11 protein-coding genes and 1 tRNA gene are annotated in these 14,749 nt (G+C 72.1%); 4 read left to right on the top strand and 8 right to left on the bottom strand.

Going from position 1 to position 14,749, the window contains the following annotated elements; all coding sequences use genetic code 11:
• Nucleotides 1-95: 95 nt before the first annotated feature.
• From lepA to murJ, 3 genes are all read right to left on the bottom strand, one after another.
• A complete protein-coding gene (lepA, locus tag VK501_RS18005; protein WP_324339763.1) occupies nucleotides 96-1,913 on the bottom strand; it encodes a translation elongation factor 4 in 1,818 nt (605 codons plus the stop codon).
• Nucleotides 1,914-1,958: 45 nt separating this feature from the next.
• On the bottom strand, nucleotides 1,959-3,914 hold the full coding sequence (locus VK501_RS18000; RefSeq protein WP_324339761.1) for a hypothetical protein: 1,956 nt from the start codon (nucleotides 3,912-3,914) through the stop codon (nucleotides 1,959-1,961).
• Between the two features lie 82 nt (nucleotides 3,915-3,996).
• The gene (murJ, locus tag VK501_RS17995; RefSeq protein ID WP_324339759.1) at nucleotides 3,997-5,646 is read right to left on the bottom strand and encodes a murein biosynthesis integral membrane protein MurJ; all 1,650 of its coding nucleotides are present in this window, start codon (nucleotides 5,644-5,646) and stop codon (nucleotides 3,997-3,999) included.
• An 82-nt stretch (nucleotides 5,647-5,728) separates the two neighbouring features.
• Here murJ and rpsT point away from each other — a divergent pair, with 82 nt between their 5' ends.
• Nucleotides 5,729-6,001, top strand: a complete 273-nt coding sequence (gene rpsT, locus VK501_RS17990; protein WP_324339757.1) for a 30S ribosomal protein S20 — start codon at nucleotides 5,729-5,731, stop codon at nucleotides 5,999-6,001.
• Nucleotides 6,002-6,189: 188 nt separating this feature from the next.
• Here the strand turns inward: rpsT and holA are convergent, their stop codons facing one another.
• Genes holA through leuS form a run of 5 tightly spaced genes read right to left on the bottom strand, consistent with a single transcriptional unit; the run spans nucleotide 6,190 to nucleotide 13,216 of the window.
• Nucleotides 6,190-7,164, bottom strand: a complete 975-nt coding sequence (gene holA / locus VK501_RS17985) for a DNA polymerase III subunit delta (RefSeq protein WP_324339756.1) — start codon at nucleotides 7,162-7,164, stop codon at nucleotides 6,190-6,192.
• A 22-nt stretch (nucleotides 7,165-7,186) separates the two neighbouring features.
• A complete protein-coding gene (locus VK501_RS17980; protein ID WP_324339755.1) occupies nucleotides 7,187-9,520 on the bottom strand; it encodes a ComEC/Rec2 family competence protein in 2,334 nt (777 codons plus the stop codon).
• Between the two features lie 26 nt (nucleotides 9,521-9,546).
• Nucleotides 9,547-10,221 (bottom strand): ComEA family DNA-binding protein, encoded by a 675-nt coding sequence (locus tag VK501_RS17975; RefSeq protein WP_324339754.1) that lies wholly within the window; start codon nucleotides 10,219-10,221, stop codon nucleotides 9,547-9,549.
• Between the two features lie 45 nt (nucleotides 10,222-10,266).
• The gene (locus VK501_RS17970) at nucleotides 10,267-10,734 is read right to left on the bottom strand and encodes a TIGR00725 family protein (RefSeq protein WP_324339753.1); all 468 of its coding nucleotides are present in this window, start codon (nucleotides 10,732-10,734) and stop codon (nucleotides 10,267-10,269) included.
• A gap of 7 nt (nucleotides 10,735-10,741) precedes the next feature.
• On the bottom strand, nucleotides 10,742-13,216 hold the full coding sequence (leuS, locus tag VK501_RS17965) for a leucine--tRNA ligase (protein ID WP_324339752.1): 2,475 nt from the start codon (nucleotides 13,214-13,216) through the stop codon (nucleotides 10,742-10,744).
• A 77-nt stretch (nucleotides 13,217-13,293) separates the two neighbouring features.
• Between leuS and VK501_RS17960 the strand changes: the two genes are divergently transcribed.
• From VK501_RS17960 to VK501_RS17950, 3 genes are all read left to right on the top strand, one after another.
• Entirely contained in the window at nucleotides 13,294-13,629 is a 336-nt protein-coding gene (locus VK501_RS17960; RefSeq protein ID WP_324339751.1) for a hypothetical protein, read from the top strand.
• Nucleotides 13,630-13,730: 101 nt separating this feature from the next.
• Nucleotides 13,731-14,525, top strand: a complete 795-nt coding sequence (locus VK501_RS17955) for a hypothetical protein (RefSeq protein WP_324339749.1) — start codon at nucleotides 13,731-13,733, stop codon at nucleotides 14,523-14,525.
• 29 nt (nucleotides 14,526-14,554) lie between these two features.
• A tRNA-Ala gene (locus VK501_RS17950) sits at nucleotides 14,555-14,627 on the top strand.
• Nucleotides 14,628-14,749: the final 122 nt, after the last annotated feature.

Raw genomic sequence — 14,749 nt, 5'->3', positions numbered from 1 at the left:
TCCCGAACCTAGCGCGCGGACCGCGCGCTGTAGGACGGCCTACTTGTCCGGGCGGTCGTCGCCGCGACGACGACCGACAGCGCCCGTGGTCGTCCTCATTTGTTCGGACGGTCGTCGCCGAGCTCGAGCACCGCCAGGAACGCCTCCTGCGGGACCTCGATGCGGCCGACCTGCTTCATACGCTTCTTGCCTTCCTTCTGGCGCTCGAGCAGCTTGCGCTTGCGGCTGATGTCGCCGCCGTAGCACTTGGCCGTGACGTCCTTGCGGTAAGCCTTGACCGTCTCGCGCGCCACGATCGCCGAGCCGATCGCCGCCTGGATCGGCACGTCGAACTGCTGGCGCGGGATCTTCTTGCGCAGCTTCTCGGTGAGGTTGCGGCCGATCTCGTAGGCCTTGTCCTTGTGCACCACCATGGACAGCGCGTCGACCGGATCGCCGGCGAGCAGCACGTCGAGCTTGGCGAGGTTCGAGGGGCGCAGGCCCAGCACCTCGTAGTCCAGCGACGCGTAGCCGCGCGTGCGCGACTTCAGCTGGTCGAAGAAGTCCAGGACGATCTCGGCGAGCGGCAGGTCGTAGTGCATCTGCACGCGGTCGGCCGACAGGTAGTTCATGCCGGCGTGCTCGCCGCGGCGCTCCTGGCAGAGCTCCATCACGACGCCCACGTACTCCTTGGGCATCAGGATCGAGGCCTTGATGTAGGGCTCGCGGATCTCCTGGATCCGCGCGGGATCCGGCATGTCGGACGGGTTGTGGACCTCGACGATCTCGCCGTTGGTCAGCGTGACCTCGAAGCTCACCGACGGCATCGTTGCCATCAGCTCGAGGTCGTACTCGCGCTCGAGCCGCTCGCGCACGATGTCCATGTGCAGCAGGCCGAGGAACCCGCAGCGGAAGCCGAAGCCGAGCGCGTCGGAGGTCTCCGGCTCCCACGACAGCGCGGCGTCGTTGAGCGACAGCTTCTCCAGCGCGTCGCGGAAGTCGGCGTAGTCGTCGTTCTCGATCGGGAACAGCCCGCAGAACACCATCGGCTTGACCTCGCGGTAGCCGGGCAGCGCCTCCGCGGCGCCGTGGTGCTTGCTGGTCAGCGTGTCGCCGACGCGCAGCTTGGTGACGTCCTTGATGCCGGTGATGAGGTAGCCCACCTCGCCGGCGGCGAGCTCGGCGACCGGCGTCATCGCCGGCGTGAAGAAGCCGATGTCGTCGATGTCTGACTCGGTGCCGGCCGCCATCGCGCGGATCGCCTCGCCCTTGCGGAAGACGCCGTCCACGACCCTGATGTAGGCGATGACGCCGCGGTACTGGTCGAACTCGGAGTCGAAGATCAGCGCACGCGGCGGGGCGCTGCGGTCTCCGCCGGGCGGCGGGACCTGCTTGACGAGCTGCTCGAGCACCTCGGTGACGCCCTCGCCGGTCTTGCCGGAGATGATGAGGATCGACTCGGGGTCCTCGCCGATCAGCTCGGACACCTCGCCCGCGACGCGCTCGGGCTCGGCGCCCGGCAGGTCGATCTTGTTCAGGCAGGGAATGAGCTCGAGGCCGGCCTCGACCGCGAGGTACGTGTTGGCGACGGTCTGGGCCTCGACGCCCTGCGAGGCGTCCACGACCAGCAGCGCGCCCTCGCACGCGTTGAGGCTGCGCGACACCTCGTAGGTGAAGTCGACGTGCCCGGGCGTGTCGATGAGGTGCAGCTGGTAGGTCTTGCCGTCCTTGGCCTCGTAGTAGACGCGGACGGCCTGCGACTTGATCGTGATCCCCCGCTCGCGCTCCAGGTCCATGGAGTCCAGCAGCTGCTCGCGCATGTCGCGCGAGGCCACGGTCTTGGTCATCTCGAGGATGCGATCCGCCAGCGTCGACTTGCCGTGGTCGATGTGGGCGATGATCGAGAAGTTGCGGATGAGGCTCTGATCGGACAAACGGCCGCCCAGGATAGAGGTCGGCCGCCGCCGTCTCGGTCAAGGTCAGGCGGTGGTCGGCGTGACGGTCAGCGTGCCGTTGGTGAAGAACCCGTCGCCGCCGCTCTCCACGGAGCCGCCGAGCGTCTGGGTGCCGCCGCCCGCGGGCAGCTCGAAGGTCCGCGGCGCCATCCCGAGCGGGCTCGTGCCGGCCTGCCCGGGGACCGAGGCCTTCTCGCAGACGACGGTCCAGAGGACCAGCGTCTGGGCCGTGAAATCGAGCTCCACCTGGATCCGGTCGTCGCCGACGGCCGTGATGGTGGCCGTCCAGGCGCCGCCATACTGCGGATCGACGTACGAGCAGTCGAGCTTCGGCGTGGCCGTCACGTCCGTCCAGGTCACCGGCGCGCTCGCCGTCCACTGCTGCGGATTGCTGCCCTCGACCGCGGCGGTCGTCAGCGTGCCCGTGAGGTGCCCGGTGGCGTCGTGCGTGGCGAAGCGACCCGTCTCGCGATCGTCGAGCGTGACCGTGTACGGACCCAGCGCCTCGCCGAGGTCGCCGGAGACCGTCTTCTTGCCGGCGCGGCTGAGGGCGACGACCTTCCACGAGGACTTCGCCGGGTTGGTCGGCGGCGCCGTCAAGGTGAAGTCCTTGCTCGCCGAGGCCGGCATCTGCGCGCTGCCGGGCGTCAACGAGGCGACGCCGGTGGCGGTGAGGTTGGTGGACACGGGCGCGCCGTTGGCGGCCTTGGCGTTCTTGGCGGTGACCGTCGTCGTCCCGCCCGCGCGCAGCCGGTCCTTGGCCGCCGCTCCGTCGAGCGTCAGGCACTTCTCCTGGTCGTACCAGACCTTCTGGACCCGGTCGGCCGCGACCTTGCGCACGTACTCCACCGCCGCCAGCGTGATCAGCTGCGTGGCGTAGTTGGTGGCCATCATCTTCTTGAAGTTGTCGATCGAGTGGATGTCGAGCAGGGTGCCCTTGCCGGTGGCGAAGTTGACGCCGCCGCGCGGCCCGAACACCCCGCCCTGGTCGGGATCGATGTGGCCCCAGTCCCGGACGAAGGCCGCGCCGCCGTCGCTGCTGTCGAGGATGCCCTCCGGCCCGAAGCCGGATCCCACGCGGCGGCCGCGCCACGTCTCGGTGCTCCGCCCGGTGCCGCCGATCGACAGCTCGGTCTTGACGTCCACGTCCTCGATCGTCTTCCAGCGGGCGTCCTCGCCGACCTGCAGGGAATAGGACACATCGATGTTGGCCGCGAGCGTCACGGAGGCCCCGCCCACGGCGAGCGTGATCCGGCCGCCGGCCTTGAGCGTGCCCTTGACCTTGCCGTTGGCGTCGGGACAGACCCGCGGGAGGTCGGCGAACTCGAGCTCGAGCTTGAACGCGCCCTTGTCGATCCCCGGCGGGAGCTTGACGTCGGCCTTGTCGGCCAGGCCCTGGAGGCCGTCGCGCGTGAACTCGCCCGCGACGCTGGCCTTCCCGCGGTAGCCCGCCGTGGAGCCGTCGTCGACCTGGGTGAACTCGCCGGCGAACTTCACCTCGGCGCCGGCGACCGGCGTGTAGGTCTCGGTCCTGGTCTCCGCCGCGTGGGCCCGCGGGCGGCGGATGACGGACGCTGCGACCGCCCGGCGGCGCCAGGAGTCCAGCGCGATCGACAGCATCTTCCCGGCCCGCTTCGCTCCGACCTTGCGCTCGACCGCCTTCAACGCGTCGGGCTGGACGGTGAGGACCGATTCCAGCTCGTCGGCCACCACGCCCAGCTGGGCGGTGGAGGTCGGCGCCGCCGGTCGCGGCAGCGCCTTGGCGGACGGCCGCGCGGGGACGACGCACTTCAGCCGTCCGGTGCGGTCGCGGACGACCTTGGCCTGCTTGCCCTTGCCCTTGAGGACGGGGAGCAGTCCCGGCGGGCAGCTCTTCTTCGTGGCCTGCTTCTTGGCGGCCTCCGCGCCGGCGGGCGCAAGCGACAGCACGAGCAGCGGGACGAGCCCGGCAAGCGGGAGACGGCGAACCGGGTGGGCCATGGGCGGCGATTGTGGTCCGGGCGTCGGTGCCTGACAAGGGCTCCGGGCCGGGAGTCCGTGGTTTCACGGATCCAACCTGGTCTCAGCCGCGGGCGGGGCGCAGCCGGCCCATGATGAGACGCCGCAGCTGCTCGGCCTCGTGCAGGCGCATCGCCAGCACGACGTAGGCGTAGGTCACGGCGCCCGCCGTGAGGCCGCCGCCGACTGAGATGACCTGCGCGATCAGGCTCCGTCCGAACGTCCAGTCCAGGCCGAACCAGACAACCCATGTCACGATGCCGAACCAGAGCGCGGCGATGAGCATGCCGATCGTCGCCTCGATCGTGTCGCGCAGCTCGAGCTGGTCGTCGAGCTCGCGCTTGAGGTAGACGTACTGCGCGGCCGCCAGCGCGAGGTCGGCGATCGCGGTGCCCGCCACGACACCGCCGATGCCGAGCGGCAGCAGCAGGATCGAGACGCCGATGTTGACGACCAGGTTGGCGACCGAGAGGTAGGTGACCGTCCACGGCCGCTGCAGGCTGAAGAAGCTGCGGGTCAGGAGGAGGTTCACGCCGCTGAACGGCAGGCTGAAGGAGAACCAGAACAGCGCCGTCGCGACGAGGTGCGTGTCGCTCGCGGTGAACTCGCCACGCTGGTAGACCAGCCGCACCATCGGCTCCGCCAGGACCGCGGTCGCGGCGGCCGCCGGGAGCAGCATGAGGAAGATCAGGCGCAGGCCGTTGCCGATCGTGGCCCGGAGGCCGGGGAGGTCGCGACGGGCCGCGAGGCGCGAGAGCTGCGGGAAGAGGACCGTCGCGATCGCGACGCTGAACATGCCCTGCGGGAGCATGTACAGGCGGAACGCGGCCTCGATCGCGCGCGGGCCCTCCTCGGAGACGAAGCCGGCGAGGTAGTAGTTGGCCAGCGCGTTGAAGTTGATGAGGCCGAGCCCGAGCGTCACGGGCAGCATCAGGACGAAGACGCGCTTGACGCGCGGGTCGCGCCAGTCGAACGACCACTCGAAGTGGAAGCCCACGGTCCTGAGCACGGGGAGCGCCATGGCGAACTGCACCGCGGTGCCGACGAGGATCCCGATGGCGTAGGCGTACAACTGGTCGTCGCCGTGGAAGAACGGGCGGGCGCCGACCAGGAACGCCATGATCACGATGTTCCACACGAGCGCCGAGAGCGCCGGGATGGTGAAGTGGTCGTAGGCCTGCAGGATCCCGACGACCAGGCCGTTGAGGCCGAGGATCAGGACGATCGGGAAGAGCACGCGGCTGAACCCGACCGCGAGGTCGGTGGCGTGGTCGGAGAACTTGCCGGGGGCGATCGCGGGGACGACGAAGCCCGCGGTGGCGATGAACACGAGGGTGATCGCCGTGAGCACCACGAGGATCACCATCAGGAGCGTCGAGGCGAGCCGGAACGCCTCGCGCTTCTTGCCCTCCTCCTGCAGCTCGGTGAAGATCGGCACGAACGCGGCGCTGAGGGCCGAGTCGGCAAACAGCGAGCGCACGACGTTCGGGATCGCGAAGGCGAAGGTGAACGCGCTGAAGGCGGGGGTCAGGCCGAAGAACGCCGAGGCCAGCACCTCGCGCATCAGGCCCGCGACGCGCGAGAGGCCAGTGAGGATCGAGAAGATCGCGGTGTTGCGCGCGAACGAGCGCCGCGGCGGAGACGGCGGAGCTCCGCCGGTCCGACGCGGGCCCCGGTCGGCCGGGTCCTCGGCCGTTGGTGCCTCGCTCGTCACGCGGGCGGATGCTACGGCGCGGACCGGCCTGGACGCCCGCACCGCACCGCCGTCCTCGGGTCGCTAGAATCGTCCGTCGCTCATGGCGAACATCCACTCGCAGAAGAAGCGCATCCTCCGGGCCGAACGTGAGCGCCTGGAGAATCGTCGCTACACGTCGACCATCAAGACCTACTTCCGTCGCCTCGAGGCCACGGTTGCGGAGGGCGGCGACGAGGCGAAGGCCGACGCCGAGCACCGCGAGCTCGTGCAGACGATCGACAAGGCCGTCAAGCGCGGCGCGATCCACCGCAACACGGGCTCTCGCAAGAAGAGCCGCGCCGCACGCGTCCGCACCGGCCAGCCCGCCGCTTAGTCGTCCCGCGCGCGGCGCCAGCCGCGCGTTCGCAGTGCCAACGGCTCCCGTTTGGGGGCCGTTTTTGCGTTGTGGGGCGCCGGGCCGGCGGGGCGCGCACCCCGGCGAGGCGCCGGGCGGGTCGGCGCCCGCGCGCCGGCCGGGCGGGCGCGCCGGCCGGGCGGGCGGGCCGGGCGGGCCCGCAGCGGCTAGGCCGCGGCCATCCGCCCGAGTGCGCGGACGGCGGAAGTGTCCTCGGAGAGGTCGCCCATGCCGCGGGTCTGGAGCTCGAGGTCGGCGAGGGTCTCGAGGGCCTTCCGCAGCGCCTCGGTGTCGGTGGCGCGAGCCTCTTTGATCCGCCGGTCCAGGGCCCACGGGCTGCCCTTGATGGAGGACTTGACCTGCGCCGGGGACTCGCCCGCCTCGAGCCGATCGGCGATCGCGAGCACCTCACGCAGCCGCCGGGCCATCAGCGGGATCAGGCGCTGCAGCGACTCGCCCTGCTCACGGAGCTCGAGGAACGCGCGGAAGACGGAGCGGCGGTCGCGCGCGACCAGCGCGTCGACCAGCCCCCAAACCTGGATCTCGGCTGAGTCGGCCGCCGCGTCCTGGATCTCCTCCACGCCCAGGCGAGTGCCGGCGCCGTGCTCCAGCGCGAGCTTCTCGAGCTCGCGCAACAGCCGCTGCTGACGCTCCCCGACCTGGGCGACGAGCGCCTGGGCCGCGGCGGGCTCGAGCTCGATGCCCAGCCGGCGCGCCTCGGCCATCGCCCACTTCGGCAGCTCGCGACCCTTGAAGGTGGCCTGCTCCACGACGTCGCCGCCGGCCTTGGTGATGGCCTTGACCAGCGCGGGTGGGACCTTGGCGCGGCCGTCCTCGCGAGCGAAGAACGCCACCGTCATGTCGGGCGCGAGGCCCTTCAGCGCGGGCAACACGTGCGTCTCGACGTCGGCCGGCTTCCACCGCTCGACGCCATCGACGACGATGAACCGCCGGCCCATCGCGAACGTCATGGCGCTCAGGGCCAGGCCGACGGCCTCGGGCGTCGAGGCATCGCCCTCGATGACCTCCGACCCGCTGGCGCCGCTCTCGGCCTCGGCGCGCGCGCGAAGGCTCGCCCGCCGCTCGGCGATGCGCCCATGGTCGTCGCCATGGATCAGGTACATCGGCTTCCACTGCGCCATCGAGCGGAGTGTAGGCACGCCCTCAGACACCGGCGCCCCGCCCTCCCCCGGCGGCGTTCCGGCCGGCGCCGGCGGCGGTGACGGTCGCCGCTCCGCCGCGCACATCGACCCGCACGGCGCCATCCTGGTCGGTGCGCCGCACCACCGGCACGGACCCCGCGAGCACTGCCATCGTCTCGGGTGCGGGATGGCCATAGGTGTTGCCGCGCCCGGCCTCCACGAGCGCCACCCGAGGCCGCAGCCGCTCCAGCAGCCCGGGCAGTCCGGGGTCGGCGCTGCCGTGATGGCTCACCTTCAGGACGTCGACCGGCGCGAGCTCCAGCGGAGCGATCTGCGGCGACTCGGCGTCGGCCGTGAGCAGGGCACTGGCGCCATAGGCCCCGGCCAGCCCGACGATCGCCCGCTCGTTGGGATCGCCCCCGGGCGCGGCCGGGCCCGCCGGCGGCCAGAGCACGCGCAGCGTGAGCGGTCCGACGCGCAGCACCTGACCGGCGGCGGCCGCCACCACGCGCGTCGCCCGGCGTCGGAGCGGCGCGTCCAGCGCGACCGAGGTCGGCGACCGGTCCTCGCCGCGACCGTCGAGCAGCACGTCCACCGGAAGCGCCGAGAGCACGGCAGGGGCGCCGCCGTCGTGGTCGGCCTGGGGATGGGTCACCACGAGCACGTCCAACCGTGAGACGCCCGCGGCCCGCAACTCCCGCACGACGCCCGCACCGGCCGGGCCGGCGTCCACCAGGATCGCCCGCCCACCGGCCTGGAGGAGGGTGGCGTCGCCCTGCCCGACGTTGAGCGCGGTGATGCGCAGGTCGCCCGCGGGCGGCGGCGCGACGGCTCGGCGTCCGATCAGCATCGGGCCGATCGCCGCGGCGAGCGCCAGCCCCGTGGCGGCCACGACGCCGAGGCGGCGGCGACGTGCGTTTCGCGGTCCGGCCAGGCGCTCACGCGCCGGCGGCGCGGTCACGAGCACGGCGGCCAAGGCCGAGAGGATCACGACGACCGCCAGCGGCAGCGCGACCTGCGCGCCCGGGAAGGCGGCGGCCGTGCGCCCGAGGGCGACGAGGTAGCCGACCGGGAGACCGGCGACCATCACGAGCGGTCCCGCGAGGCCGGGCACCACCTGCCCGATCGCCGCCGCGGCCATGCCGAGCCACATCACGGGCGCGACGGCGGGCGTCGCGAGCACGTTGGCGGGCAGCGCGACGAGCGACGCGCGGTCGAAGCGCGCGGCGATCAGCGGCGCCGTCGCCAGCGTTGCGGCGAGCGTCACCGCGACGGCCTCGGCCACCGGCGCCGGCATGCGCGCCCGCACGAGTCGCGCGCGCGTCGCCGGGGCGAGCACGACGATGCCGACGACGGCCGCGAAGCTCAGCTGCCAGCCGGGCTCGGCGAGCGCGCGCGGGTCGAGCGCCAGCGTCACGGCCGCCGCGAGGAGCAGCGCGTACCAGCGCGATGCCGGCCGCCCCGCGAGCGCGGCCGCGATCGTCGCCGCCCCCATGATCCCAGCGCGCTGGATCGAGGGTCCACCGCCCGCGAGCGGAACGTAGAGCGCGATGAGCGCCAGCACGAGCAGCCAGCGAGCGCGAACACCGAGGCCGACGACCATCGACAGCCCGAGCGCGAGCGCCGCGAGGAGCATGATGTTCTGGCCCGAGGCGGCCGTCAGGTGCGTGAGCGACGCCGCCTGGAAGGCGTCGCGCAGGTCCTCGGGCAGCGCCGAGTCGTCGCCCAGCACCATGCCGCGCAGAAGCGCAGCTTCGGGCGCGGGCAGATGCCCTCGCAGCGAGGCCTCGGCGCGACGACGGACGCCATCGACCACACCCAGCGCCCCACCCCGCCGCCGTCCGGTGTCCACGACGTGCGTCGCCCGAAGGGTCGCGTGGGCGTGGACGATCCGGGCGGTGGGATCGGGCGCCCGCAGCGAGCCGCGCACGCGCACGACCTCGCCGACGGCCGGCGTCGCGCTCGCGCTCGCGCTCCACGCGGGCATCCGCAGCAGCACGGGCTCGCCTCGCCATCGCACGAGCGCACGGCGCCCGCCGAACGCTTCCGCGCGGGAAGGGGTCAGCACCGTCGCGTCGCCCGTCACGGCGTGCCCGAAGTCCGGCGTCAGCGCCGTGCGCTCGAGCGTTGCGGTCCGCGCCTCGGCGGCCATCGCGGCCGCGATCAGCACGGCCGCCAGCGCGACGGCCACCACCGGCGAGCGCACCAGCGGGACGGTGATGGCGCCCACGGCCACGCCCAACGCCACGACGGCGATGACCGACGCGGGCGCCCACGGACCCAGGGCCAGCCCGGCCACGATCGTGGCGAGGACCACGTGCCGGACGTGCCGGCCGGCGACCTCCGCGAGGCCCATGCGCCACCGAGCAGGAGCCCTCACCGTCAGACCACCACCCGCGCACGCAGCGCCTCCAGGCGCTTCGGCCCGATGCCGGAGACCTGGCCGAGATCCTCAACGCTGCGAAAACCCCCGTGCTGCGCGCGGTACTCGAGGATCTTCTGGGCCGTGGCCGGGCCGACGCCGTCGAGCGTGTCGAGCTGCTCAGCGGTCGCCGAGTTGAGGTTGACGGGCGGCCCCGCCGCGCCTGGCGCGCCCGCGCTCCCCACGACGCCGCCGGCACTCGCCACCGCAGCGCCCGCACCCGCCGTGCTCGCTCCCGCGCTCGTCACCCGCCGCGGCACCACCACCTGCTGCGCGTCGGCGAGCTTCGCCGCGAGGTTGATGGCCTGCAGATCGGCGCCCGACCGCACTCCGCCGGCCCGCCGGATCGCGTCCTGCACCCGCAGCCCGACCCGCAGCCGATAGACGCCCGGGTGGCGGACCGCGCCGACGACGTGGACGGTCGCGAGACCGCCACCCGCCGCCCCGACCGTCACCGACGACGGATCGCTGCTGCCCTTCGTGCTGGTGCTCGCGACCGTCCGGCCTCCCGACGCCGCGGCGGTCTCTGTCCCGCCCGCGCCGCCGTCGGACTTCAGCGCGCGCCAGCCCAGCAGCGCAACGAGCACGGCGCAGGCCGCGTAGGCGGCAAGCTCGGAGCGGCTGAGATCGGGCACTCGGCCAACCTAGGCCGAGGCGTGTTGCACGGGACGCGCGCTTCGTTACGAACCTGCGGAGGAGCTGTGACGCATCGCGCGCGCCACGGCCTCCCGGGGGTCCGCCGCCTGCACCATGCCCTCGATGTCCCACCCGCCCAGCCCCACGACCGGCGTTCCCGCCTTCAACGCCAGCGCGATCTCCGACAGCGTCCCGTGGCCGCCGCCGACGGCGATGACCACATCGCTGCAGCGCACGACCAGCCCGTTGCGCAGCTCGCCGAGCCCGGTCGCCACGGCGATGTCGACCCAGCCGTTGGCCGCCGTTCGATCGTCGCCGGGCAACAGGCCCAGCGTACGCCCGCGGCGCGACTTCGCGCCGCGGCAGGCCGCCTCCATCACGCCGCCCAGCCCGCCGGTCACGACGACCGCGCCGGCCTCCGCGAGCGCTGCGCCGACCTCCTCGGCCAGCCACCTCTGCTGCTCGTCGGCTGCGCCGGGGCCCACGACCGCGACGTATCGCGTGGCGGGCACGAGCGCGCTAGCCGCGGACGACGATGTTGACCAACTTGCCCGGGACCACGATCTCCTTGACGACCTGCTGGCCGTCGACGTGGGCCTGGACGTTGGGCAGCGACCGGGCGAGGTCCAAGAGCGTGTCCTGCGACGCGTCGGCCGGCGCCTGGACGCGGTCGCGCAGCTTGCCGTTGACCTGGACGACCAGCTCGAAGGTGTCCGCCTCGAGGAACTGCGGCTCGGCCGCAGGCCACGGCTCCTCCCACACGCGGCGGCGGGTGAGCAGGTGGTAGGCGTCGGTGGCGACGTGCGGTGCGAACGGGAACAGCAGCGACGAGGCCGTCGCCAGCGCGAAGCGCACGCTGCCGGGGTCGGCCTCGCCGCGACGTTCAGGGCGTACCTCGTTGATCAACTCCATGACCGCGGAGATCGCCGTGTTGAAGGCGAAGCGCTGGTCCATGTCGTTGGTGACCTTGTCGATGGCCCAGTGCGCCTTGCGCACGATGCGCAGCGCGTCGCCGCCGAGGTCGTCGGGAACCGGCACGTCGGGCAGCTCGTCGGCCGCCGTCGCCGAGAAGCGCCACAGACGAGACAGGAAGCGGTGCATGCCCTCGACCCCGGTGTCGGACCAGTCGGCGTCCTGGTCGGGCGGACCGATGAACAGCGCGTAGGCGCGTGTGGTGTCGACCCCGAAGCGCTCGACGAGCGGCGCCGGCGAGACGACGTTGCCCTTGGACTTGGACATCTTCGCCCCGTCCTTGGTGATCATCCCCTGCGTGAAGAGCCGCTCGAACGGCTCGCGCGCCGAGAGGTACCCCATGTCCGCCAGCGCCTTGGTGAAGAACCGGGCGTAGAGCAGGTGCAGGATCGCGTGCTCGACGCCACCGATGTACTGGTCGACGGGCATCCAGCGGTCGGCGATCTCGGGATCCCAGGCGCGCTCGTCGTTGTGCGCGTCGGTGTAGCGCAGGAAGTACCAGGACGAGTCGACGAACGTGTCCATCGTGTCGGTCTCGCGACGGGCCGGGCCACCGCAGACGGGACAGGTGACGTTGACCCAATCCTCGGCCGCGGCGAGGGGCGACTTGCCCTTGGGCTTGTAGTCGGTGATGTCGGGCAGCACGACCGGCAGCTGGTCGTCGGGGACCGGGACCATGCCGTCGCGCTCGCAGTGGATGATCGGGATCGGCGTGCCCCAGTAGCGCTGGCGGGAGACCAGCCAGTCGCGCAGGCGGTAGTTGACCGAGCGGTGGCCCTTGCCCTCGCGGTCCAGCCAGTCGACGATCCTGTCCAGCGCCTCGCGGTTGTGCAGGCCGTCGAAGTCCGGGTTGGAGTTGACCAGCGGCCCGTCGCCCGTGTACGGCAGCTCGTCGCCGCCTTCGGGGTCGGCCACGACCCGCCGGATCGCCAGGTCATGGGCCTTGGCGAACGCGTAGTCGCGCGCGTCATGGGCCGGGACCGCCATGATGGCGCCTGTGCCGTACTCCATCAGGACGTAGTCGGCGACGTACATCGGCAGCGCCTCGCCGTTGACCGGGTTGATGACGTGGCGGCCCAGGAAGACACCCGTCTTGGGCTTGTCGACGTCGCTGCGCTCCTCCAGCGACTCGCCCGCCGCATGGTTGACGTAGTCGCGGACCTGCTGCTCGCGTCCGGTGCCCGCGATCAAGCGCTCGATGTCGGGATGCTCCGGCGCCATGACGAAGAAGGTGGCACCGAAGAGCGTGTCCGGGCGGGTCGTGAAGACGGGGTAGTCGATCGGGTGGGTGGGGTCGACGTCCTCGCAGCGGAATGTGACCTCGGCGCCTTCGGAGCGCCCGATCCAGTTGCGCTGCATGGTCTTGACGTGCTCGGGCCACGCGATCGTGTCGAGGTCCTCGACGAGCTGGTCGGCGTAGTCGGTGATGCGGAAGAACCACTGCTCGAGCTGCCGGACCTCGACCTCGTGGCCGCAGCGCTCGCAGCGCCCGTCGATGACCTGCTCGTTGGCGAGCACCGTCGCGTCGTTGGGACACCACTTGACGGCGGCGTCCTTGCGGTAGGCCAGCCCGCGCTCGAAGAGCTGCAGGAAGATCCACTGCGTCCAGCGGTAGTACTCGGGCGTATGAGTCGACAGCTCGCGCGACCAGTCGATGGAGATGCCCCACTCGCGGAACTGCTTCTGGAACGAGCGGATGGCCTCCTCGGTCGACTCGCGCGGGTGCTGGCCCGTCCGGATGGCATGGTTCTCGGCGGGCAGGCCGAAGGCGTCGTAGCCCATCGGATGCAGCACGCGACGGCCGGTGCGACGGTGGAAGTGCGCGACCGCATCACCGACCGAGTAGACCTTGAGGTGCCCGATGTGCGGCTCGCCGCTCGGATAGGGCAGCATCTCGAGGACGTAGGAGTTGTCACCGGCGTCGGCGACTTCGTCGTTCGACACCTGCCACGTGTGCTCGTCAGCCCAAACCCGCTGCCAGCGAGGCTCGATCTCCTTCGGGTCATAGCGATGCTCGGCCACGACCCGCAGGCTACAGCGGCGGCTCGGATCGCCGATCGACGGGGAGAGCCGTGCCAAGTGGCCCTAGGATCTGGCCCGTGGGCGACTCCGTCTCCGTCGATGCGCTGCTGCGCGATCCGACCACCGCTGAGGTCACCGAGGGCCTGGAGCGCAACCCCGGGTCAGGTCGACTGGCCGACCGCGGCTGGCAGCCCCTGTGGTTCGAGGTCCGGATCGCCGTCGGCGACGGCCACGACCACGAGTTCATCCACTCCCTGGTCTGGCGCGAGCCCGGCCGGCCCGCGCGCGAGGTCGCCGAGGAGGAGCTCGGTCACACGCTCGAGGAGGCGCTGCGCAACCTGCGTGACCTCGAGGGCTACGACGTCTGGCCCGAGGACGTCGCCGAGCCGCGCCTGCGCGTCGAAGTCGAGTAACTCACACGCGGTGGGATCTGTGCCTCAGCGGGGGCGGCGGCACCCTCCACGATGGTTGCGTTCTTGCGGATGGGCCTGCGTTGGCGACCTACCATGGGCCCATGGAGGATCGTCCAGAAGATCCCCTCTACCACGAGGATCTCGCGCCGGGCGCGACGACCGACGACGGGCTCGACGAGCTGGTGTCGTCCTTCGGCACACGGCCCATGAGCGAGATCTCGGTGGCGTCGGCGAAGGTCGCTGCGATCGTCGAGGCCGCCGAGCGCGCGGCCGAGGACCTGCGGCTGAAGACCGAGGAGAAGGCCCGCGAGCGCATCGCGGAGGCTGATCGTGCCGCCGACCTGCGCGTCGAGGCCGCCGAGTCGGAGGCTCGCGAGATCCTCGACACCGCCCGCCGCCAGGCCGCCGCCGCCGAGGCCGAGGCCAAGGAAGGGGTGCGCCTGATCCACGAGCGCGCGAGCCAGGCCCGCGAGGAGGGCGAGCGTCGCAAGGTCGCCGCCGTCCAGGAGGCCGAGGACGAGGCCACGCGCGTGAAGGCCGACGCCGACGCGTACGCCGAGGACACCAAGCGCAGCGCCAAGGCCGACGCCCGCGACATCATCGCCGAGGCCCACGACGCCGCCCGCGGTGTCCTGCACGAGGGCTCGACGCTCTCCGGCCACCTCCAGGAGCTCAGCAACTCGCTGAATCGCAACGCCGAGCGCCTCCTCAAGGACGTCAAGCTCGCCCACGCCCGCCTGACCGCAGACCTCGACCAGGCCACACCCGCCGGCGCCGCCGATTCCGCGCCCCGCGCCTCCCGCGGACCATCGGGGCAGAGCCCACCGCCCACCCCGCCCCGCCGCCGCCCGGACGACCCGTTCGAGGTCCCCGAGTTCCTGCCAGGTCGTCGCTGAGCCATGAGTGTTAAGATGCGTCTCGACCTGGGGCTATAGCTCAGCTGGGAGAGCGCCTGCATGGCATGCAGGAGGTCGTCGGTTCGAGCCCGACTAGCTCCATCGGTACGGAAGGCCCGCATTTGCGGGCCTTTCGTCGTCCGGGAGGGTGTGAACCGGCGCCAAAACCGGTGGCTGGGTTCCGGTGTGTACCGCGCGTGGGTACGCACGCAGCAGCGATCGGT

Source organism: Baekduia sp., assembly GCF_035318805.1.
Classification (GTDB): Bacteria; Actinomycetota; Thermoleophilia; order Solirubrobacterales; family Solirubrobacteraceae; genus Baekduia.
This window is presented reverse-complemented; position numbering and strand designations above follow the sequence as displayed.